The sequence below is a fragment of the Parasedimentitalea maritima genome (assembly GCF_005771405.1).
GTDB classification, from domain to species: domain Bacteria; phylum Pseudomonadota; class Alphaproteobacteria; order Rhodobacterales; family Rhodobacteraceae; genus Parasedimentitalea; species Parasedimentitalea maritima.
Genome location: NZ_VAUA01000004.1, coordinates 26,435 through 46,916, shown reverse-complemented (window position 1 = coordinate 46,916; position 20,482 = coordinate 26,435). Strand labels below are relative to the sequence as shown.

Here is a 20,482-nt window from a genome sequence, read left to right as displayed (position 1 = left end):
AATTTCAAATTCGTGAGGCTGTTGACATACATTGTTAAAGATGTGACAAAAAATGTAAAGTAACTTACAAAAAGAAGATCGCAAACCGCCGAAGGCGATGTGCGGAACAACAACGCCAACATGGCTTTCGGTGGTCTAGTATTCACTGACCGAAAAAAGTCATGGCAAGGAGGATCTAATGTCAATTTCTAAAACTAAATCTACCCGTATGTCCCGCCGAGCCTTCCTGGGCTACACAAGTGCGCTCAGCTTTGCTGCCGTTCTTGGCCAGGTTCATCCTGTTCAAGCTGCTGAGCCTGTAAAAGGTGGGCACTTCGTGCTTGGCCTTAAAGGCGGCGAAAGCACAAACTCATTGGATCCAGCCCTGTCTGCCAGCCAAGTTCCGTTCAATATTTTGCGTGGCTGGGGTGAATCATTGCTCAACGTCGCACCCGACGGAGGACTTGAATACCGCCTGGCAGAAAGCGTTGAAGCAACGGATGATGGTCAGTCTTGGCATTTCACAATCCGTTCCGGTGTGAAGTTTCATAACGGTGAGACAATGACAGCACAGGATGTGCTGAAAACCATGGAACGCCATTCCAACGAAGATTCTAAATCCGGTGCTCTTGGCATTATGCGTGGCATTGAGAGCATGTCAGTTGAAGGCAGTGTTTTCACCGTTAATTTGACCACTGCCAGCTCGGACCTGCCTTACCTTCTTGCAGATTACCATCTTGTGATTCAGCCGAATGGCGGCATGGATGATCCGACTGCTGGTATCGGAACTGGACCATATAAGATTACGGAAAACGAGCCTGGCGCACGCCATGGGTTCGAAAAGTTCGCTGACTATTGGGATGATAGCCGCGGCCATTACGACACTTATGAAATCATTGTCATCAATGATGACACCGCCCGTGCTGCTGCGCTGCAGTCTGGACAAGTCAACGCAATCAATATCGTTTCGCCAAAAACAGCAAAATTGTTTGGCCGCGCTCCAGGCATCAGCATCGAAACTACTTCCGGTCGTGGCCACTATGTCTTTGTGATGCACGTGGATACACCTCCATTTGATAACAAAGATCTGCGGCTGGCGCTGAAGTATGCCGTCAACCGTGAGGAAATGGTGGAAAAGGTTCTCAATGGTTATGGTGCCGTTGGCAACGACACTCCGATTAATGACGCCTATCCGTTGTTTGATGAAACCATCCCTCAGCGTCAATTTGATCTTGATAAGGCGCGTGAGCACTACGCAGCCTCGGGTCACGATGGATCACCGATCGTTCTACGTGTTTCTGATGCGGCATTTGCGGGCGCACTTGATGCTGCCGCCTTGTTCCAGCAAAGCGCTCAGGCAGCGGGCATCCCACTTGAGATCAAACGCGAGCCAGCTGATGGTTACTGGTCCGAAGTTTGGAACAAACAGCCGTTTGCTGCGTCTTACTGGGGTGGCCGTGCGGTACAAGATCAAATGTACACTACCGCATACTTGTCCACGGCTGACTGGAACGACACTCGCTTTAAAAACGCAGATTTTGATGACCTGCTGCTTCAGGCACGTGCTGAGTTGGACGAAAACAAGCGTAAGGACGTCTACGGCCAAATGGGGCGCTTGCTCAATGAAGAGGGTGGCCTGATCAACCCGATGTTCAACCAGTTCATCGATGGTGTTTCGGCGAAGGTCGCTGGATGGGAGGCTAATCCGAACGCAGAGATGATGGACGGGTTCATCGCATCCAAGACTTGGTTCGAATAAGCGGACCTCGGACAGATGTCTTTTGTCGTGATCAAATTGGTGTCCCAGCGCATAGCGCTGGGACTTTTGTTGCTTCTGGCGGCAACGGTACTCATCTTTATCGGCACGCAAATCCTGCCTGGCGATGTGGCGCAATCAATTCTAGGTCAATCAGCTACGCCAGAGGCACTGGCGAACCTTCGTCGTGATCTTGGCCTAAACGAACCAGCACTGAATCGCTATTTCAGCTGGCTTGGCAATGCATTGCAGGGTGATCTTGGCACCGCCCTGACAAATGGCAAAGACATCGCTGAATCAATCTCAGGTCGTCTGCAAAACACTCTTTTCCTGGCGGCCTGCGCTGCGGTAGTCTCTATTCCGTTGGCAATTTTCCTTGGCTTGTTGGCCGTTCGTTACCGCAATCGCTGGCCTGACAAAATGATCTCAGCGATCACATTGGCAACGATTTCGGTCCCTGAATTTATCCTCGGCTATATTGTAATGTACTTTGTAGCTGTGAAACTGCAGTGGTTACCTTCGGTTGCAATTGTGCGTCCGGATATGAGTGTTTTTGACCGGTTTGAAGCCGTTGCTATGCCGGTCATCGTGCTAACTTTTGTCGTGTTGGCTCATATGATGCGGATGACGCGGGCAGCCATTCTGAACGTGATGGAAAGCGCGTATATTGAAACGGCGGAGCTGAAGGGCCTATCGGCGTTTCGAATTATCGCTAGCCATGCCATGCCCAATGCCATTTCACCAATTGTAAATGTGGTAATGTTGAACCTTGCTTACCTGGTAGTAGGCGTGGTCGTGGTTGAGGTTGTCTTTGTTTATCCGGGCATGGGACAGTATCTGGTCGATCATGTGTCCAAGCGAGATGTGCCGGTTGTTCAAGCCACAGGTCTGATTTTTGCAGCAGTTTATATCCTGTTGAACACGACGGCTGATATCATTGCCATATTGGCTAACCCGCGACTGAGGCATCCGAAATGACCCGTATTCCAACTAGCGCTTTGATCGGCCTTGTCATCACTGCGGCATACTTTCTGGCAGCATTGTTCGCGCCACTAATTGCCCCCTTCGGTGTCGGAGAAATTGTTGGAGACGTCTGGGAACCAATGTCTTCGAAATATCTTCTTGGTACTGACGGAATTGGCCGAGACCTTCTAAGTCGGATGATTTATGGTGGTCGGACGACAATATTCGTCGCACTAGCCGCGACGATTTTGTCCTTCACATTGGGAACCATTTTGGCGCTGACAGCTGTGGTTGTCGGAGGCTGGGTTGATATGGCTCTGTCGCGGTTTATTGATCTGATCATGTCAATTCCGACGCTGATTTTTGCCTTGGTTGTGTTGTCAGTTATGCCAGTCACCATATTGGTTCTTATCCTGGTGATGGGGCTATTGGACGTCACCCGTGTCTATCGTCTGGCTCGAGCAGTGGCTCAGGACATCAATGTGATGGATTATGTCGAAGCTGCACGTTTACGTGGCGAAGGTACACCTTGGATTGTGTTTCGGGAAATCCTGCCAAATGCCCTGTCGCCACTAGTAGCAGAGCTGGGCATGCGCTTCATTTTCATGGTGCTGTTTGTCTCGACATTGTCTTTCCTAGGTCTGGGTATTCAACCACCTGAAGCCGATTGGGGCGGTATCGTGAAAGAAAACAAAGAAGGTATCGTCTATGGTATCCCTGCTGCGCTGATCCCGGCATTTGCCATCGCTACCCTGGCAATCTCTGTGAACCTTGTGGCTGACTGGGTCTTGTCCCGTACCACCAGTTTGAAAGGGGGCCGGTAATGTCTGAGCTTCTGCGCGTTCGTGATCTGAAAATTGGTGCACATGTCATACCGCCAGACGGCGATCCCTTTGATATTGAAATTGTCCACGGTGTTAGTTTCGATCTGAAAAAAGGTCAGGTGCTGGGTTTGATCGGTGAGTCTGGAGCAGGAAAATCAACCATTGGTCTTTCCGCACTGGCCTATGGTCGAGGAGGGGTAGAAATCACCGGCGGTGAGGTTTTTATCAACGGTAGCGATATCCTGAAAGACTCGTTGGGGAACCTGCGAAAGCTGCGCGGTCATGTGGTGACCTATGTGTCTCAATCGGCTGCGGCGTCGTTTAACCCTGCTAAAAAGCTAATGACCCAGGTGACTGAGAGTTGCATCCAGCACAACTTGTGCAGCCAATCAGAAGCCGAAGAACGAGCAGTGACGTTGTTTCGCAAACTCGGCTTGCCAGAACCTGAAACAATTGGTGATCGCTATCCACATCAGGTGTCTGGGGGACAGCTGCAGCGTGTGATGACTGCGATGGCTCTATGCCCTCAGCCAGATCTTGTGGTTTTTGACGAACCAACAACGGCGCTTGATGTCACGACACAAATTGATGTTTTGGCGGCAATAAAGGAAGCAATCCGCGATACCGGGGTTGGTGCGCTGTATATTACTCACGATCTTGCTGTGGTTGCGCAGGTTTCTGACCAGATCATGGTTTTACAGAATGGCAATACCGTTGAATATGGGGACACTGAGCAGATCATTAACCGGCCAGCAGAGGCCTACACTCAAGCGCTTGTTTCAATTCGTTCTGCCGAGCATGCGGAAAAACTCCCAACTGATGCGCCTGTCCTGAAAGTCGACGGTATTTCTGCCCGATACCCGGGCACCAAATTCGATGTTTTAGACGATGTTTCGCTTGAGTTACGGCCCGGTCAAACATTGGCAATAGTTGGAGAATCCGGTTCAGGAAAGTCGACGCTGGCTCGAACAATCACCGGATTGCTACCGCAGCGAAGTGGAGAGATTACATTTGATGGGCGTGGGCTGACGCAGACACTTGCTGAACGCAGCAAAGAAGATCTACGCGAGCTGCAGATGATCTATCAAATGGCTGACGTCGCGATGAACCCACGTCAGACCATTGCTATGATCATTGGACGTCCCTTGGAATTCTACTTTGGTTTACGTGGCAGCGAGCGCGACAAGCGTGTTCGAGAACTGATGGACGAAATAGAATTGGGCCCGGAGTTTCTGAGTCGCTATCCGGCTGAGCTATCTGGCGGACAGAAACAGCGAGTTTGTATTGCAAGGGCGTTGGCTGCCAAACCCAAGCTGATTATCTGTGACGAGGTTACCTCGGCGCTTGATCCCTTGGTTGCAGATGGCATTCTCAAGCTGTTGCTGAACCTGCAAAAGATTGAGGGGGTAAGCTATCTGTTCATCACCCATGATCTGGCGACAGTAAAATCTATCGCGGATACAATCGCTGTGATGCATCGCGGGAAAGTCGTCCGCTATGGACCAAAGTCACAGGTGTTATCACCACCTTTTGACGATTACACAGATCTATTGTTGTCCTCTGTGCCGGAAATGAAATCTGGTTGGTTGGAAGATGTGATTGCACACCGCAAAATGGAAAGCGCTGGAAACTGATGCAAAATAAGCTGCTGCTGATCATCTTGGATGGTGTTCCGCTGAACAATTGGACCCTTTTTGGTAACCTTGAGGGGTGGGTAGACTCGGGTGAAGCCCGGAAGTGGACGATGCGTTCTGTTCTGCCTTCAACTTCGGCCAGTTGCTATGCTTCAATCCATACTGGGGTGGCTCCGGCGATCCATGGTGTGACCGGCAATGACAATGTGTTCCGCGTTGATATGCCTGATGTCTTCAGTGAAGCTCGGAAGGCTGGGCGCACCACCGGAGCTGTAACGCATTCGTTTTGGTCTGAGTTTTTCAACCGATCCCCATTCGATCCAGTGCGTGATCTAGAATATGATGAAGCTGAAAGCGCTACGATCAACCATGGCCGATTTCATACGATGACTGGGTATAATCTGATCAATCAGACAACACCTTCTGATGCAGACTTATTTGCTACACTGACGATGCTGACAGAACGCTATGGAATTGATTACGGGATCCTACATACCTGCACCCTCGACAGTATGGGGCATAGGTTCCGTCATGATTGCCAGGAAATGGATCAAGCAATTTTCCACATGGATGAGAAGCTTGCTCCGTATATCTCTCGTTGGCGCAAAGCGGGTTATGAAGTCATGGTGACTGCTGATCACGGACAAAACGAACGCGGGCATCACGGTGGACGCGGGGCCTCGCAGCAGGATTTTGCGATCTACTACTTTGGCGAGGCTAAAGGCGCCCCGACAGATACGCTGCTTGACCAGCGACAGCTTGCACCAACAATTTTGCAGCGTCTCGGCGCCCAAGTGCCTGAAACGATGCGGGCGCAGTCTTTCTTGAGCGCGGACTAATTAATGCCTAAACCTTCGGAATATAAGGCGGTCTTGTTTGACAAGGATGGAACGCTGTTCAGTTTTACTGCGACTTGGGGAACGTTCTGTGATCGCATGATTTCCCATTTGGCAAGCACAGATGAGGCCCTGAAAGATCTCCTAGCAGAAACTGTGGGCTACGATCGCCATGCGGGACAATTCAAAACGGGCTCTTTAATCGTGAGCGCAAGCGCTGGTGAAGTTGACGAGGCGTGGGCCAATCTAGCACCTAATCATGATTTGGCTGCTGTTGAGACGTTGACCCGGCAGGAACTCAACTCTCTACCGTTGGTGCCAACCTGTGACCTGAATAAGGTTATGAGAATGTTGAAAGCACAGGGGCTAAAGCTGGGTGTGACGACCAATGATTATGAACAAGGCGCAATCAATCAATTGGCTGAAGCCGAAGTTACACCGTTGTTCGATTTTGTCTGTGGCTCTGATAGCGGGTACGGGCGCAAACCAGGCCCAGGTATGATACACGGCTTCTGCGAACTAAACGGACTGACACCAGACCAGATCATTTTTGTTGGCGACAGCACCCATGATATGCACTGTGGCCGCAATGCCGGGGCAGGACTCTGTGTTGGGGTTTTGACAGGTCCTGCCACCAGAACCGAACTGGAAACAACTGCGAATATCGTTCTGAGTTCGGTCGCAGAATTGCCTGACTTCTTGCTAAACCATACCCGAGGTGAGTAGTGCGTAAGCGATATAGAAAGTCGAAAGCGTGCCCATCAAAAAGGCCGGGACGCGGATGAATGTCACGCCGGAGTAGTACAACACCGCAAACGCAGTTCTGCCAGCAACAAATATGAGCGCTGCCATCTCAGGGCCCGTTCCCTGCAATCCAGCAACGACTGCGGCGGCCAGAACTGGGACCCCGTATGCGGTAGCTTCAATCTGATTTTGATACGCGCGTTGAATACGGAGGGCTAGAGGTGAACGTTCAACTGGCCCCCTATTTGCTGAAAACCCATAGCCAAAACCTTGGGTGGCATAGGTAAAGAAGATCTCAACCCCCAGCATGATGAGGGTGAGAAGTCCAAAAAGTACTAGCGCCGTGATAAGGGTCATAGGCAGTTCCTTGTTTTAAAGGTGTCGGTCAGATTAACTTCGATCCGGACCAGTGTTTTGACCAGAACGTGAGGCTTCAGGGCATGGGGACCCTGTTGGTGGTTAAGTTGAGAAGGCTTGCCTGGGTGGCTTAACATTGAACATTTTCGGTTGCTGTGAGTGGCCTGCAGCAGTTCTACATTCTCTCGCAACCGTTGCAGTGCGCCCTGCCCGACCAATGTTTCTGAATAGAAAACCCGAATCCATTTTTGTTGATCTTCTTTTGTTCACGTAAATCCTCACTGCTGTGCTTCATTCTATCCGGCTGGATATTATTGACATATCTATCCGACTGGATAGTAATTGCAACGTCGCAGAGCGCATCTAGAAACCAGCTCACGAAAGGTTGATCCTCACAAGCAAAGACGTTTGAACAGTCTTCGAAAGACTAAAGCTCAGGTGATGCTTGCCGGTTGGAAAGCCACTGTCTGCGCCTGACCAATTTGTTGGTGAGCTTCAGTCGTCCTAGGCTAAAACTCGCTGAGATAGGCAGAGGGGCAGGTGCCCACTCTGCCCAATTTAGTACGGGCTTAAGCAATGGAGTGGATTTCGCCCAATCCGACCACAGCCTTTACAAAGCCGTCGAATTGTTTCTCCGGTGCAAATGGTTCAGGGTTCAACAAACCTTTTTGCAAGGCTGGTCGACGAGAAATTTGTGTCCACCAGCGAAGAAGATTGTCATTTTTTAACAGGGGTAGCTCCGCGCAGGCAGGATGGACTTCACATAGGCGAATCCAGGGTGCAACGGCCATATCTGCAATTGTAAACTCGTCGCCTGCTAGATAGTCACGGCCCTGAAGCCGGGTGTTCAATACACCCATAATGCGTGAAACCTCGCCAAAATACCGGGTGGTGACCGCAGGAAACTTGTTTCCCCAAGCAGCTGCAAAAACCAGATACTGACCAAACATTGGCCCCAAAGAACCCATTTGAAACATCAATGCTTCGATGGTTGCAGCTCGTTTCTTTGGGTCTTCGGGCAGGAATAGCCCGGTTTTTTCAGCGAGGTAAAGCAAGATCGCACCGGATTCGGTTAAGACAAAACCATCGTCAATCAACACCGGAATCTTTTGGTTTGGGTTCATTGTAGTGAAATCTGGTGTTGTTTGTTCACCGCCCAAAAATATCTGGTGCATACGATAATCGAGCCCCATTTCTTCGAGCGCAATCGAAATTTTCAAACCGTTTGGAGTCGCGTCAGAGTAAAGATCTAGCATTGTTACAATCCGTTGTTGGTGCGCAGATGGACTATCCATTGCGTCTGCCAGAACGGTATCGTGTTCAAATTTCCCAATCTATTCTGGAAAAACTCAGAACGGTGGTGCAAAAATCAACCGATGGACAGTTGGGATGACATACGATTCTTTTTGGCAGTTGCCCGATCTGGCTCGGTCAGAGGCGCATCGGTAGGACTGGGTGTAAACCACTCTACGGTCTTACGGAGGGTGTCGAATCTAGAAGCACAGCTGGGCGCGCTACTATTCGAAAAACTACCTTCAGGATACAAGCTGACACCTGCAGGTGAGGAAATTCTAGATCTGGCAATTTCCATGGACGAAGACTCGTCGTTGCTTCAAACACGGGTGTTCGCCAGAGATCAAAACCTAACCGGTCCACTAAGAGTTGCCTTGCCACCGTCACTGGCTAGCGAGCTATTGATGCCCGACTTTGCAGCATTTACCCAGCTTCATCCTGAAATTGAATTACAAATTGCTACGTCATACGAGGCCGTCAACCTGACAACTAGGCAGGCTGATCTGGCTATAAGGCTTGTTTACGATCAGCTGACCTTGCCGCCGCACTTGTTTGGAACGCGTCTACAGGATGTTCATCGCAGCGTTTACATCTCGCGTGAATTTCAAAATCGAATTCTTAACAATCCACAATGCTCAGCTAGGTGGATTTTGAAGGAAGAAGATGGTCCAGCACCTTCCTGGGCAGCCAACCCAGACCTGGAAATTGGTGGTCCGCCGATAAATGTCAGCGACATGGCCTCTCAGCTTTCTGCTGTACGGGCAGGGATGGGGGTGACCATTTTGCCCTGCTTTGTCGGCGACCTGGATCGCTCTTTGGCTCGGGTTGCTGGAAGCACTAGCAAATATTATGGAACGTTGTGGGTACTGACGCATGGTGAAACGCGTAAAACCAAGCGTGTTCGTCTGTTTAGTGAATTTATTAAGGCACGCATTGCTCTCTATTCCGCCCTACTTAGCGGTGAGGCATACATTGATGATGCTTCCAAAGGCTCTCTGACCAAATGAGTTTACAGGACGAGTCTGGAAACTGAGGGGGCAAAATGAGCGTTCATAGAAACTGCTGATGCTCCAAGTGCGATGGATGACAATCCAGCCGCACCATTTCGAATTCGCTTTTCGTCACTTCGTTGAGACAAGGACCCTGGGAAAGGCGTAGCCTTTTCAATCAACAAGTTGAGGAAGTTTTCTGGTGCCGTTCCACCGATAATAATAGTCTCTGCGTCGAGCATGGCTTCAAGGATATTCACAGCTTGATGAAACCTGGGAATTGCAGCATCGATCCAATCGATAACCGTTTTGTCTCTCGTGCTCACCAAGTCGGCGATTTTGGTGAATGTCGCAATGTCATCACCAGGTAAACGGAGACAACGGCACAGTGCGTCTATAGACAGATACCGCTCCAGACATCCGAAGTTTCCACATGGACAGGCTTCGCCGCCAAGTTCGACGACAACGTGACCAATTTCCCCAGCATTTCCAAAAGTTCCAGCATAGGGATCTCCTTTTAGGACAAGGCCGGCCCCAAGTCCGACACCGAACTGCAGAAATGCAAAATTGTCTAATCCCTTGCCTGCACCGTAGAAGCCTTCACCCACTGCAGCAGCGGTCGCGTCGTTTTCCAGTACAACCGGAAGCCCTAGCTGTTGTTCCAATAGCGCCAGGTTTTCTGGTGTGCCAAATTCATGAAAATTAGTTGGATCGCCTTTGGGGGCATTCCTAACGCCGAACGGTCCAGCGGCAGCCAGTCCACAACCGACCACGGTCGGATAAAGGTTGCTATGTGCATCTCGAAAACCAGTAACCAGTGTTGCGATTGCAGAATTTGCAGCATCTGAAGTGGTAGAAGTCAGGTCGCAAACTGATTCCCAGATCTTTCGACCATCAAGGTTGCAAACCACAGCCGTAGCCCGTGTTCGATCCACATGAATGCCAAAACTCAAAGCCGCATCTTTGTTTAAACAAACTTTCATTCCGGGGTGGCCGCGGCCAACAATTTTGCTGGCCGTCATTCGCACCAGGTCCAGCTCTTCCAGCAAGGCGACGATGTTCTGAATAGTCTGCCGAGACAGTGATGTTACCTGGGAAATCTTGGTGCGCGAAATAGGTCCCTGCGTTCGAATAACCTCAAGAACAACGCTGTGGTTGTGCGTTTTGGCTTTTCGAAGATTGGTCCCTGAAGTTCTAAAGGAATGAGGTTTTTCAGAATTTTCCATAATCGTCCTGCGAATCTTTTGTCTGCACAGAAGCACGATCTATTTTTTAAAACAAATTGACAAATAAAATGGAATCGCCATAACTTCGGCCCATCAGAGCACTCTGCTCACCAAAGGGAGGAAGACATGAAACTGAAGACACTCATGGCTGTAACGGCGTCTGCCGCAGCGCTAATGACATCTGCAGCAATGGCCGATACCACATTGAACGCCTTGTTTATGAGCCAGGCAGCCTATAGCGAAGACAACATTAAATCGATGACGGCCTCATTTGAAGCGGCCAATCCGGGCACAAAAGTTGACTTAGAATTTGTCCCGTACGAAGCCTTGCATGACAAAATAATTGCAGCCTCCGGCGCTGGAGATGACGGATATGATGTCGTTCTTTTCGACGTCATTTGGCCCGCAGAATTTGCCGAACGTGGATTCCTGACTGATGTCAGTGACCGGGTAGCGGCTGATTTGACCAGTAAGATCTTTGATGGCGCTTGGACAACAGTTGAATATGACGGCAAGCGCTATGGCATGCCTTGGATTTTGGACACCAAATATCTGTATTACAACACCGAGATCCTTGCCAATGCTGGCATCGAGACACCACCAGAAACCTGGGATGAGGTTCTGGAACAGGCCAAGGTGATCAAAGACAAGGGTTTGGTTGAATATCCATTGGTCTGGAGCTGGTCGCAATCCGAGGCGATGATCTGTGACTTCACTACGCTGACCGCTGCTCATGGTGGTTCGTTCTTCGATAACGGAAAGCCAGCATTTGAAACCGGTGGTGCGAAGGCGGCGTTGGACTATATGAAAACGTCGCTTGGTGACGGGCTGACCAATCCATCGTCTCTAGAGTATTTCGAGGAAGACGTGCGCCGGGTGTTCTCAGCCGGTGATGCGGCCTTTGCGATGAACTGGACGTACATGAATTCTCTTGTGAACGATCCGAACGAAAGCCAGGTTGCGGGCAAAGTTGGCGTAATGTCGGCCCCGGGTGTGGATGGTGTGTCTGAAGCATCAGCTGTCAACGGTTCAATGGGACTCGGCATTCCATCTAACAGCCCACATGCAGATCAGGCCTGGGCCTTTATCAACCATCTAACCAATCAGTCCACTCAGGAAGAATTTGCAAACCTGAGCCTGCCGATCTGGAAAGCGTCCTATTCGCAGTCCGCTGTGACTGATGGTCAGGAAGATCTGGTTGCTGCTGCGGACAAGTCGATCGCTGTAATGTACCCGCGTCCGCTGGTTGCCTCGTACACCGAAGTGTCGAGCATTTTGCAAAAGCACCTGCATGGTTCGCTTCTGGATCAGACAACCTCTGAAGAGGCTTTGGCCAACGCAGCCAAACGCGTCGCGCGTATTCGTTGATCTGAAAACCTAAGAAGAGAGAGCACAAAATGTCTGCAATCAGTAGATCACGCGAAAAATGGGTTTTGTTGTTTCCGGCAATCCTTGTGCTCTCTCTCATCACCGTTCTACCGTTTTTGCAGACCGTTTGGACCAGTTTCACCGATGCTGAAATCACCGCACGTGAACAACAGGTCAACTGGATTGGTTTGGAAAACTACATTTGGGCGCTTACTGATCCGGATTTTTTGGAAGCGCTGGGCCGGACCATGTACTTCACGGCTGTTTCAGTCGGGTTGGAAGGTGTGCTTGGCATTGCCGTGGCCCTCCTGCTCAATCAGAAGTTCCGTGGCCGTTGGTTTCTGCGTGTCATCATCATCCTGCCCTGGGCTGTACCAACAATTGTGAATGCTGTTGCATGGCGCCTGATCTATCACCCTGACTACGGCGCGTTGAATTCACTGCTACTGCAGCTTGGTTTTATCGACAGCTATACAAGCTGGTTGGGAGACCCTGACCGCGCGCTCAATATGGTTATCCTGGCTGATGTCTGGAAAAATTTCCCATTGGTTGCCTATATCGCACTGGCGGCGATGCAAACCATTCCGGGTGACCTTCTGAAAGCGGCTGCAATCGAAGGGGCAGGGGCCTGGAAGCGATTTCGTTCAATCACACTGCCGTGGATTATCGGCCCAATGTTGGTGGTCCTGATTTTACGTACAATCGAAGCGTTTCGTGTGTTTGATATTATCTATGTGATGACTCGTGGTGGCCCCTCAGACGGTACCAAAACCGCGAGCTTCTATGTCTACCAAGAATACTTCAGCTATCTGAGATCGGGGAGCGGAGCGTCATATGCCGTGGTGGTTGCCGGCATCAGCGCCGTATTGATTTTAGCCTACTACGCGGGCATTCGCCGCGACCAACGAGGGGCTTGATCATGCACCGCTCTCTTATCGCATCCTTTGCACTGTATTCCGCCGCGCTGCTGCTTACGTTGTTTACTCTGGCCCCGTTGGTTTGGTTGGTTCTAATGAGCATCAGTAGTCCAAACGACCTGACCAGCGTACCGCTGAACTGGTGGCCAACTGAGGTTGATTTGTCCCGATATGGCCACCTGGTGGACCTTAATAACGGGGCAGGCCATCGGTTTCTTGCGGCTTTGCGTAACAGCCTGCTGACGGCAGGTGGTGCGACGTTGATTGCTCTAATCGTGGCGGTTCCTGCCGCTTATGCGTTTTCCCGTCGGGGGGCTTCGCTTGCCCTGCTGTTCGTTTTTCTTGCAACCATCATGATGCCGCCAATCACCTATGTGTTGCCACTGTATGAAATCTTTGGTGGTCTTGGCGCTTTGAACAAAACCACCACCCTGATTATTGTCTACAGCGCCATGTTGCTGCCTTTTGCCACTTGGCTGATGAAGAGCAACATTGATGTGCTGCCGGTTGAGATTGAACAAGCCGCGTTCATGGAGGGGGCCTCTACAGCATTCACCCTACGCCGTGTCGTCTTGCCACTAGCACTGCCTGCAATCGCGGCGACTTGTATGCTGTCTTTCTTAGTGGCTTGGGACGAGTTCTTTTATGCGTTGATTTTCACGAGTGATCTCAGTGCGAAAACCCTACCGGTGGCCATAGCTGACTTTTCAGCTGGCAGGGTTACTGACTATGGAGTGATCGCATCTGTCGGTGTGCTCGCCACCCTGCCGCCGGCCATTTTGGCAATCTGCTTTCAGCGGTTCATCGTTTCCGGCCTTGCCGCTGGAAGTGTCAAAGGATGAGCCCCAGCATGACAAATAACCTCCAGAAAAAAGAGAGAACTGCGGTGTCCTCTAATCCAATCCTAGCTGTCGAAAACCTTAGCAAAAGCTATGGCGACTTGAGGATCCTAAAAGATGTAAGCGTTGCAATAGAGGCCGGGGATTTCCTTGTTCTGGTTGGCCCCTCGGGGTGTGGTAAATCCACATTGCTTGGCTGTATTGGCGGACTAACTGAAATCACATCGGGCAATATTCAGATCGACGGGCAGGATGTGACCCACACCGATCCTGCAAAACGCGACATTGCGATGGTTTTTCAATCCTATGCGCTGTTTCCGAATATGAGTGTCGGAGACAATATTGGGTTTGGATTGGAAGTGCGAAAAGTTCCAAAAACTGAGCGGGACGAAAAAGTCAATCAAGTTGCTGAATTACTAAAGATTGAGCCACTTCTTGATCGCGCGCCAGCGCAACTTTCAGGTGGTCAGCGTCAGCGCGTTGCGATGGGCCGGGCGCTAGTGCGTGATCCAAAACTGTTCCTGTTCGACGAACCGCTCTCCAACCTTGATGCCAAGCTGCGGGTGACGATGAGGACAGAAATAAAACGTCTGCACCAGCGCCTGAATGCATCCATTATCTATGTTACCCACGACCAGATCGAAGCGATGACACTGGCCACAAAAATTGTCGTGATGAAAGATGGTGTGATCCAGCAAGTTGGTTCACCTCGTGAGATCTATGATACCCCAGCCAATATTTTTGTTGCTGATTTCATGGGTTCTCCGGCCATGAACATTCTGGATGCCGATGTCACAATGGATGGCCTGATGGCAAGGGTCGAGATTGCGCGTGAAGATGGGCAGGAGCCTTTGATCTTGTACGACACCAACCCTGGAGAAGGTATTACGTCTCGTCCTGCGGGGCCGTTGAAAGTTGGTTTGCGCCCCGAGGCGTTGACTGACCTGGGTTCACGTTCGGTAAATGCGGATCAGCAATTTGACTGCCTGCTTGATGTGGTCGAGCCAGCAGGTTCCGACACATTTGCAGTGATTCGTCTTGGTGGCACTGAAGTGACTGCCCGGATGCATGGAGATGTTGACGTGAATTCAGGTGACACAGTGCCCATCTGTTTTGATCTCACTAAGATTTCTTACTTCGACCCAAAGAGTGGAGAACGTCTATGACCAGCGGGCCAATTTTGGTTGCGGATATTGGTGGGACCAACACTCGGTTTGGGCTTGCCGGCCCAAGTGGGATTTTGGACGGAACTTTGAAAAGGTATTCGAATAACGACCATACCAACTTCTATTCTTTGGTAGCAGAATATCTCAATTTTCAAGATGTCGAGAAATGCTCAAAGGCTTGCCTAGCGGTGGCTGCGCCAGTGAAAGATGATGCAATTACACTGACAAATCGTGATTGGCATATTAGTAAGGCCGGTGCACGTGAGGCAACCGGCGCGGAGGACATAAGGTTTCTCAACGACTTTGAGGCGCTCGGTTTCGCCATTGACCGTTTGTCCTCTGATCAAGTTCTCCATGTCGCGGGGCCGAAAGTAGCAGCAAATTCTGAAGGTGCCCGGCTAGTCCTTGGAGCGGGCACCGGATTTAACGCGGCTGCGATAACTTGTGGAGTGGATGGGCACCCCAAAGTACGTGCAGCAGAATGTGGCCACATGACCCTGCCGGTTGAAACCACGAATGAGCTCTCCTTGCGGGACCACCTAGCTCAAAATCGCGGTCGAGCTTCGGTCGAGAGGGCGCTGTCCGGGCAGGGTGTACTGGAAATCTATGAATGGGTTTGTGGCCAGGCCGACATTCTGGCGCAAAATTATACAGCTCAGGAAATTGTTCATCTGGCCATCGAAAAGCGTGATGAAGCCTGCGAGACAACCGCGAACATTCTGGTGAGGCTGCTTGCAAGAATTGCTGGCGATCTTGTACTTGCCTTCCTCCCGTTGGGCGGTCTCTACCTTTCTGGTGGCGTTACGCGAGCGTGTAGGGATTTGATATCAAGCGATCTTTTTTGGCAAGAGTTCACAGCAAAGGGGCGGCAGGGCAATCTTTTGCGTTCGATTCCAGTGTACCTGATGACGGATGATCACGCAGCATTGGAAGGCTGTGTAACAGCGATGATCGGACCTCCGTCGTTTGGTACACTGCGTAATTCAATGGCGCCACAGGTTGCAGGGATTAGAACATGACAAAAAATGTCAGCCAGATGCGGCGTGAAATATTGGAAATACCTGAAGCCATAGAACGCTTGTTGGCAAATGGCGGCCATAATATTGCAGTTACGGCATCGAACCTACGCGCACTGGATCCTGCATTTGCAATTACAGTAGCGCGAGGGTCCTCAGATCATGCTTGTTCTTATTTGAAGTATGCTGCTGAAATCGCGCTTGGTATTCCTGTAGCATCAGTTGGTCCCTCGATTGCCTCTCTTTATGGTGCGAAAATGCGATTGAAAGGTGGGGTCGTTCTTTCCGTTTCGCAATCAGGTCAAAGCCCGGATATTGTTGAAATGACCCGGTCTGCCAGACGAGATAGAGCGCTTTCGGTCGCTATCACCAATGCCCCAACATCACCGTTGGCAACCAGTGCGACCCATTCATTGGATATGATGGCTGGACCTGAGTTGAGCGTTGCCGCGACAAAAACATTTGTTAGTTCGATGGTGACGGGGCTGCTATTGCTGGCTGAGTGGGGCAACAATGCCAGTTTGCGCCGTGCGATCCATCACTTGCCAGCCCAGTTGGAAAAGGCGATCGCAGTAGATTGGCCCGAGGTTCGTGCCGCTATTGGCAGCCATCAATCTTTATTCACGTTGGGTCGAGGACCGGCTTGGGCGATTTCAAATGAAGCGGCATTGAAATTCAAAGAAACCTGCCAAATCCATGCGGAAAGCTATTCGTCAGCTGAAGTTTTGCATGGCCCTGTATCAATTGTTGATCAAGGGTTCCCTGTGCTTTGCTTTGCAGCCGAAGATGCCGCTGAGGCCGTCCTTGCCGAAATGGCAGATCGAATTTCTAGGCAGGGTGCGCAGGTTTTTGCAACCTCAAATCGGGTTGTTAGGGCGCAGAGCATTGATCATGTAAGAACTGATCACCCGTTGACGGATCCTATCAGTCTTATCGTCTCGTTCTATGCGATGGTTGAGCAGTTAGCACAATCGCGCGGAGGCAATCCTGATGCCCCTCGTCATCTCAATAAGATAACAGAAACGGTTTAACTCGAAAGCGTGCACTTGGAATTCGGCCCTGGCTTGTGGGCGACCTTCAAAATCACATAGCCCCTCTACAGGGGTCTTAAACACATTGAGCGATCAAGTTTGAAAGGAAGAGGCCACAGCTTTCCAACTCTGAAACTTTGATGAATTCGTCTGGCTTGTGGGCGCGGTCGATATTGCCTGGTCCGACAACTACAGTTGGAATGTGGACCTCTGCGAACAGCCCGGCCTCGGTACCAAAGGCAACTTTCGAGTGGTTGTTTTTCTGGCTTAACGCCTTGACGGTTGCAACAATGTCGGCATCCGGGCAGGTGTCCAGTCCGGGCGTATCTGACAAGGTTTCAAAGTGGATGTTACAATCCGGCTTCACTGCTTGCATTTGAGGTTCCAAAGTTCCTTTCGCAAAGGCCCGTACTTGCTCTACCAACTCTGCAGGATTGTCTGCAGAAATCGCTCGGACCTCGAAATCAATCTGGGTATGGTCGGGAACGATATTGACCATTGATCCGCCATGGCTCACGCCAACATGTGCCGTGGTGTGGGGGACGTCAAAATAGGGATCTCTCGCACCGTTCTTTTGCAGGTCACGCCCCATATCAGAAATGAAGGTGGTGAGTCTGGCAGCGTATTCAACAGAATTGACCGCGGTAGGTGCCAGCGAAGAATGCGCTGTAAAACCCTTGATGACAACACGTTCAGCTCGTTTAGCTTTGTGACCTATAATTACACCCATATCGGTGGGCTCGCCTACAAAGCACCCTTTGGGTAAGGTCTCCCACTGTGCGATCTCCGCAATGGCAGTTCGAACACCGATGCAGCCCACTTCTTCATCATGGGATAAAACAATATGTAAAGGGGTTGCGAGGGGCTTGGCAGTCATTTCAGGTACAGCGGCTAGAACGCAGGCGACATAGCCTTTCATATCTGATGCACCACGTCCCAGGACCATACCGTCGCGGATTTCGCCTCCAAAAGGGTCAAAGCTCCAGTCCTGATCGTCAACTGGAACCACATCGACGTGACCGGACAGGATGTACCCGGGCACAGTAGGGTCACCAATTGTTGCAATCAGATTAGCCTTTTTGCCGGTATCGTCGTAAATTCGCCGTGATTTCACTCCGAAAGTTTCAAGATAGGTTTCAACCCACCCCAACAGTTCCAGGTTAGAACGGCGGCTGACCGTGTCGAACTGAATTAATTGTGACAGAATATCGGCGGCGGATAGTTTGGACATTCAAATAGCCTCGGAAAACTGATCTTCAGGAGTGGTGAATTTAATGTGCCGCATGAAGTTGCGGGTCTGCGTTGAAGGCGGGCGGTCAGCTGACAGAACAAAACTGGTGCGGTATTCGATGTCAGATTCAAACGGCAGGATGACCAAACCGCGTTGTGGTTCGGTCAACTGCGGGAATGGGTTTAGGACGGTTACGCCTATGCCAGCACGAGCAAGTTCTACCGCAGCGATGTTAGTGGCAGCTTCAACAATTATGTTGGGCCGCACTCCGCTGCGGTTAAAGATCTGTTCAGTCAAACTACGACCTCCCAACCGGCGGACGAAATCTACTGTCGAAACCCCGTCCAAATCTTGTGTTGTGATAGTGTCCCGATTGGCTAAACAGTGACCTTCGGGCATGACACAGACCATCTTGGACTTCCTCCATGGGATCAATTTCACCCCTGATTGCTGGATCATAGCGCTGGTGAGGCCAAGGTCGTATCGAAACTCCAAAACACCAGCGACGATTTGTTCCGTTGGTTGGGTTTCAAATTGAATACGGCGGCTGGAATCTTGTTTGAGAAAAGTTGCTAACCGGGGAAGAAGGAAGCAGTGGGCAATGGTGGTAGAAGCTGCAATGCTGAGCGGCTTGTTCTCTGTATGGGCCCACTCGGCACCATCAATCTTACTCAGAGTTTCAAACAGAGGATCCAGTGTTTCGTTTAAGCTTAGCGCTTCCGCAGTGGGTTCGATGCGGCCAGATATTCGCAGAAACAAAGTTCGGCCAAGTCGATTTTCTAACTGGGTCAAAGCACGACTGATCGCAGGCTGTGAGATGCCAAGACGACGCGCAGCGCCAATAGTTGTTCCGGTGGTTAGAACCGCCCGTAAAGCTTCATACTCTCGAATAATGTGCCGATTCTCACGCATGACCGCAATGTCCTCTTTTTAGGATCCGAGTGGAACAGGATGCCGTGACATTGAGCTATAGCTAAAACGCATTGTATTTCTTGCTACTATAACGATTTTATATCTACGCATACAAGATTAGTGCCTGACCCTTGGGTTTGCAGCATGTAAACCAAGCCTCAGCCAAAGGCAGGCTGTTCAGTGACACTGATGGTAGATATTGGCGTAGTTACCTTCCTTCAAATCCAGGCCGAGCTGAAAAGGCTGGCTCTTGCCGGAGCAAGGCTTTGGTGTTTGACGTCGCCGAGATGATTAGAGGACACTGCGTAAAGAATTCGGTATGAGAACTGCTCTATATCTGCTTTGCAGTTCTGAAAACCTCGTTTCTCGACCTTAACTGCCGGCAAATTTATCTGTTAAGGCATGTTTAAGACCCTCACTGCTATGCCGAATATGGGTGAATAAAAAGGTGGTGGATTATGAGCGCACAAAACAGTGTGGCGCCCATTATCATCAAGAAGAAAAAAGTCATTAGTGGCGGTGGCCACCACGGTGGTGCATGGAAAGTAGCTTATGCTGACTTTGTGACCGCGATGATGGCCTTCTTCATGTTGATGTGGCTCCTAAGTGCAACGACGGAAAAGCAGCGTAAAGGTCTTGCAGACTATTTCTCGCCGTCTATTCCAATTAGCCGAATTTCTGGTGGTGGCAACGGCGCCTTCAGCGGTGACAGCATGTTCTCAGAGGATGTGATGCCGCAGACCGGAACCGGTGCATCAAACGCTAATCCGATTGACGCGCAACAGGCGCGGGGAGAAAGCGGTTTGGATGAGACTGCCGAAGAGAAAGCGGAAACTGCCGAGTTCAAATCAATTGAAGAGGCATTACGGGGTCGCGGTGGCGAAAGTATGGTCAGCGTTGAAATGGCACGCCACATCGTGACGCGTGTCACTGACGAAGGCCTGATCATCGAAATGTTCGCGACAGAGGATGCTCCACTATTCGAAGAAGGCCGAGATACACCGACGCAGTTGTTTCGCGATTTGATGCGGATGGTGGCGCGGGTGACTGGGGTTGTGAGCAACGATATTGCCATTGGAGGGCATATACGGTCACATCCAGTTGTCTTGGCTGACAATCCGGTTTGGGAATTGTCCAGCTCCAGAGCTGATGTAACGCGTAGGCTTCTCGAATCGGGTGGTATGAGATCTGCCCGAATTGACCGAGTAACGGGCCATGCTGACCGCAAACTGTCGTCGCTGAATCCGATGTCTGAGCGAAATAATCGCGTCGAAATAATACTTTTACGCAAGTAAAACAAAGAAACCACGGCTAACAGATAGATCGAATTTTATCTGTTAGCCGCCCGTTAATGGCCATTGCGTTACCTGTTGCTTCAAGAATGATCTGATGCAGCAGAAA

Annotated in this window: 19 protein-coding genes; 14 read left to right on the top strand and 5 right to left on the bottom strand. The window is 50.5% G+C overall.

What is annotated here, in order from left to right; translation table 11 throughout:
• The first annotated feature begins 178 nt into the window (after positions 1–178).
• The 6 genes from FEE96_RS08805 to FEE96_RS08780 are packed head-to-tail and all read left to right on the top strand — an operon-like array spanning position 179 to position 6,718.
• A complete protein-coding gene (locus FEE96_RS08805; protein ID WP_138162669.1) occupies positions 179–1,738 on the top strand; it encodes an ABC transporter substrate-binding protein in 1,560 nt (519 codons plus the stop codon).
• A gap of 15 nt (positions 1,739–1,753) precedes the next feature.
• Positions 1,754–2,713, top strand: a complete 960-nt coding sequence (locus FEE96_RS08800; RefSeq protein WP_138162668.1) for an ABC transporter permease — start codon at positions 1,754–1,756, stop codon at positions 2,711–2,713.
• Positions 2,710–3,522: an ABC transporter permease gene (locus FEE96_RS08795; protein ID WP_138162667.1), complete on the top strand. Its 813-nt coding sequence runs from the start codon at positions 2,710–2,712 to the stop codon at positions 3,520–3,522. The genes FEE96_RS08800 and FEE96_RS08795 overlap by 4 nt, the downstream gene beginning before the upstream one ends.
• Positions 3,522–5,156 (top strand): ABC transporter ATP-binding protein, encoded by a 1,635-nt coding sequence (locus FEE96_RS08790; protein WP_138162666.1) that lies wholly within the window; start codon positions 3,522–3,524, stop codon positions 5,154–5,156. Before FEE96_RS08795 ends, FEE96_RS08790 begins: the two co-directional genes overlap by 1 nt.
• Positions 5,156–5,995 (top strand): alkaline phosphatase family protein, encoded by an 840-nt coding sequence (locus FEE96_RS08785; RefSeq protein WP_138162665.1) that lies wholly within the window; start codon positions 5,156–5,158, stop codon positions 5,993–5,995. The genes FEE96_RS08790 and FEE96_RS08785 overlap by 1 nt, the downstream gene beginning before the upstream one ends.
• Before the next feature lie 3 nt (positions 5,996–5,998).
• Complete coding sequence (locus tag FEE96_RS08780; protein ID WP_138162664.1) at positions 5,999–6,718, top strand: HAD family hydrolase; 720 nt, start codon at positions 5,999–6,001, stop codon at positions 6,716–6,718.
• Here the strand turns inward: FEE96_RS08780 and FEE96_RS08775 are convergent.
• Positions 6,695–7,093: an MAPEG family protein gene (locus tag FEE96_RS08775; protein WP_138162663.1), complete on the bottom strand. Its 399-nt coding sequence runs from the start codon at positions 7,091–7,093 to the stop codon at positions 6,695–6,697. The genes FEE96_RS08780 and FEE96_RS08775 overlap by 24 nt on opposite strands.
• Before the next feature lie 569 nt (positions 7,094–7,662).
• Positions 7,663–8,349, bottom strand: coding sequence for a glutathione S-transferase family protein (locus FEE96_RS08770; protein ID WP_138162662.1), 687 nt, complete (start codon positions 8,347–8,349; stop codon positions 7,663–7,665).
• Between the two features lie 120 nt (positions 8,350–8,469).
• Between FEE96_RS08770 and FEE96_RS08765 the strand changes: the two genes are divergently transcribed.
• Positions 8,470–9,393 (top strand): LysR family transcriptional regulator, encoded by a 924-nt coding sequence (locus FEE96_RS08765; protein ID WP_138163005.1) that lies wholly within the window; start codon positions 8,470–8,472, stop codon positions 9,391–9,393.
• Positions 9,394–9,395: 2 nt separating this feature from the next.
• On the opposite strand, the gene FEE96_RS08760 is transcribed toward FEE96_RS08765, so the two are convergent.
• A complete protein-coding gene (locus FEE96_RS08760) occupies positions 9,396–10,601 on the bottom strand; it encodes an ROK family transcriptional regulator (protein ID WP_138162661.1) in 1,206 nt (401 codons plus the stop codon).
• Between the two features lie 126 nt (positions 10,602–10,727).
• Here FEE96_RS08760 and FEE96_RS08755 point away from each other — a divergent pair, with 126 nt between their 5' ends.
• Genes FEE96_RS08755 through FEE96_RS08730 form a run of 6 tightly spaced genes read left to right on the top strand, consistent with a single transcriptional unit; the run spans position 10,728 to position 16,938 of the window.
• Complete coding sequence (locus tag FEE96_RS08755) at positions 10,728–11,969, top strand: extracellular solute-binding protein (protein WP_138162660.1); 1,242 nt, start codon at positions 10,728–10,730, stop codon at positions 11,967–11,969.
• Positions 11,970–11,998: 29 nt separating this feature from the next.
• Complete coding sequence (locus FEE96_RS08750) at positions 11,999–12,886, top strand: carbohydrate ABC transporter permease (protein ID WP_138162659.1); 888 nt, start codon at positions 11,999–12,001, stop codon at positions 12,884–12,886.
• A gap of 2 nt (positions 12,887–12,888) precedes the next feature.
• Positions 12,889–13,728, top strand: coding sequence for a carbohydrate ABC transporter permease (locus tag FEE96_RS08745; protein WP_138162658.1), 840 nt, complete (start codon positions 12,889–12,891; stop codon positions 13,726–13,728).
• An 8-nt stretch (positions 13,729–13,736) separates the two neighbouring features.
• On the top strand, positions 13,737–14,891 hold the full coding sequence (locus tag FEE96_RS08740) for an ABC transporter ATP-binding protein (protein WP_138162657.1): 1,155 nt from the start codon (positions 13,737–13,739) through the stop codon (positions 14,889–14,891).
• On the top strand, positions 14,888–15,910 hold the full coding sequence (locus tag FEE96_RS08735; protein WP_138162656.1) for a glucokinase: 1,023 nt from the start codon (positions 14,888–14,890) through the stop codon (positions 15,908–15,910). Before FEE96_RS08740 ends, FEE96_RS08735 begins: the two co-directional genes overlap by 4 nt.
• Entirely contained in the window at positions 15,907–16,938 is a 1,032-nt protein-coding gene (locus tag FEE96_RS08730) for an SIS domain-containing protein (protein ID WP_138162655.1), read from the top strand. The genes FEE96_RS08735 and FEE96_RS08730 overlap by 4 nt, the downstream gene beginning before the upstream one ends.
• Before the next feature lie 76 nt (positions 16,939–17,014).
• Here FEE96_RS08730 and argE read toward each other — a convergent pair whose 3' ends face one another.
• Both argE and FEE96_RS08720 read right to left on the bottom strand, forming a co-directional pair.
• Positions 17,015–18,169, bottom strand: a complete 1,155-nt coding sequence (gene argE, locus FEE96_RS08725) for an acetylornithine deacetylase (protein ID WP_138162654.1) — start codon at positions 18,167–18,169, stop codon at positions 17,015–17,017.
• A complete protein-coding gene (locus FEE96_RS08720; protein WP_138162653.1) occupies positions 18,170–19,081 on the bottom strand; it encodes a LysR substrate-binding domain-containing protein in 912 nt (303 codons plus the stop codon). It abuts the gene before it with no gap.
• Positions 19,082–19,539: 458 nt separating this feature from the next.
• Here FEE96_RS08720 and FEE96_RS08715 point away from each other — a divergent pair, with 458 nt between their 5' ends.
• On the top strand, positions 19,540–20,376 hold the full coding sequence (locus FEE96_RS08715) for a flagellar motor protein MotB (protein WP_138162652.1): 837 nt from the start codon (positions 19,540–19,542) through the stop codon (positions 20,374–20,376).
• Positions 20,377–20,482 lie beyond the last annotated feature (106 nt).

Excerpts from the sequence above, each read along its gene's own strand:
- FEE96_RS08805 (WP_138162669.1), top strand. The coding sequence starts at position 179 with ATGTCAATTTCTAAAACTAAATCTACCCGTATGTCCCGCCGAGCCTTC.
- FEE96_RS08800 (WP_138162668.1), top strand. The coding sequence starts at position 1,754 with ATGTCTTTTGTCGTGATCAAATTGGTGTCCCAGCGCATAGCGCTGGGA.
- FEE96_RS08795 (WP_138162667.1), top strand. The coding sequence starts at position 2,710 with ATGACCCGTATTCCAACTAGCGCTTTGATCGGCCTTGTCATCACTGCG.
- FEE96_RS08790 (WP_138162666.1), top strand. The coding sequence starts at position 3,522 with ATGTCTGAGCTTCTGCGCGTTCGTGATCTGAAAATTGGTGCACATGTC.
- FEE96_RS08785 (WP_138162665.1), top strand. The coding sequence starts at position 5,156 with ATGCAAAATAAGCTGCTGCTGATCATCTTGGATGGTGTTCCGCTGAAC.
- FEE96_RS08780 (WP_138162664.1), top strand. The coding sequence starts at position 5,999 with ATGCCTAAACCTTCGGAATATAAGGCGGTCTTGTTTGACAAGGATGGA.
- FEE96_RS08775 (WP_138162663.1), bottom strand. The coding sequence starts at position 7,093 with ATGACCCTTATCACGGCGCTAGTACTTTTTGGACTTCTCACCCTCATC.
- FEE96_RS08770 (WP_138162662.1), bottom strand. The coding sequence starts at position 8,349 with ATGCTAGATCTTTACTCTGACGCGACTCCAAACGGTTTGAAAATTTCG.
- FEE96_RS08765 (WP_138163005.1), top strand. The coding sequence starts at position 8,470 with ATGGACAGTTGGGATGACATACGATTCTTTTTGGCAGTTGCCCGATCT.
- FEE96_RS08760 (WP_138162661.1), bottom strand. The coding sequence starts at position 10,601 with ATGGAAAATTCTGAAAAACCTCATTCCTTTAGAACTTCAGGGACCAAT.
- FEE96_RS08755 (WP_138162660.1), top strand. The coding sequence starts at position 10,728 with ATGAAACTGAAGACACTCATGGCTGTAACGGCGTCTGCCGCAGCGCTA.
- FEE96_RS08750 (WP_138162659.1), top strand. The coding sequence starts at position 11,999 with ATGTCTGCAATCAGTAGATCACGCGAAAAATGGGTTTTGTTGTTTCCG.
- FEE96_RS08745 (WP_138162658.1), top strand. The coding sequence starts at position 12,889 with ATGCACCGCTCTCTTATCGCATCCTTTGCACTGTATTCCGCCGCGCTG.
- FEE96_RS08740 (WP_138162657.1), top strand. The coding sequence starts at position 13,737 with ATGACAAATAACCTCCAGAAAAAAGAGAGAACTGCGGTGTCCTCTAAT.
- FEE96_RS08735 (WP_138162656.1), top strand. The coding sequence starts at position 14,888 with ATGACCAGCGGGCCAATTTTGGTTGCGGATATTGGTGGGACCAACACT.
- FEE96_RS08730 (WP_138162655.1), top strand. The coding sequence starts at position 15,907 with ATGACAAAAAATGTCAGCCAGATGCGGCGTGAAATATTGGAAATACCT.
- argE (WP_138162654.1), bottom strand. The coding sequence starts at position 18,169 with ATGTCCAAACTATCCGCCGCCGATATTCTGTCACAATTAATTCAGTTC.
- FEE96_RS08720 (WP_138162653.1), bottom strand. The coding sequence starts at position 19,081 with ATGCGTGAGAATCGGCACATTATTCGAGAGTATGAAGCTTTACGGGCG.
- FEE96_RS08715 (WP_138162652.1), top strand. The coding sequence starts at position 19,540 with ATGAGCGCACAAAACAGTGTGGCGCCCATTATCATCAAGAAGAAAAAA.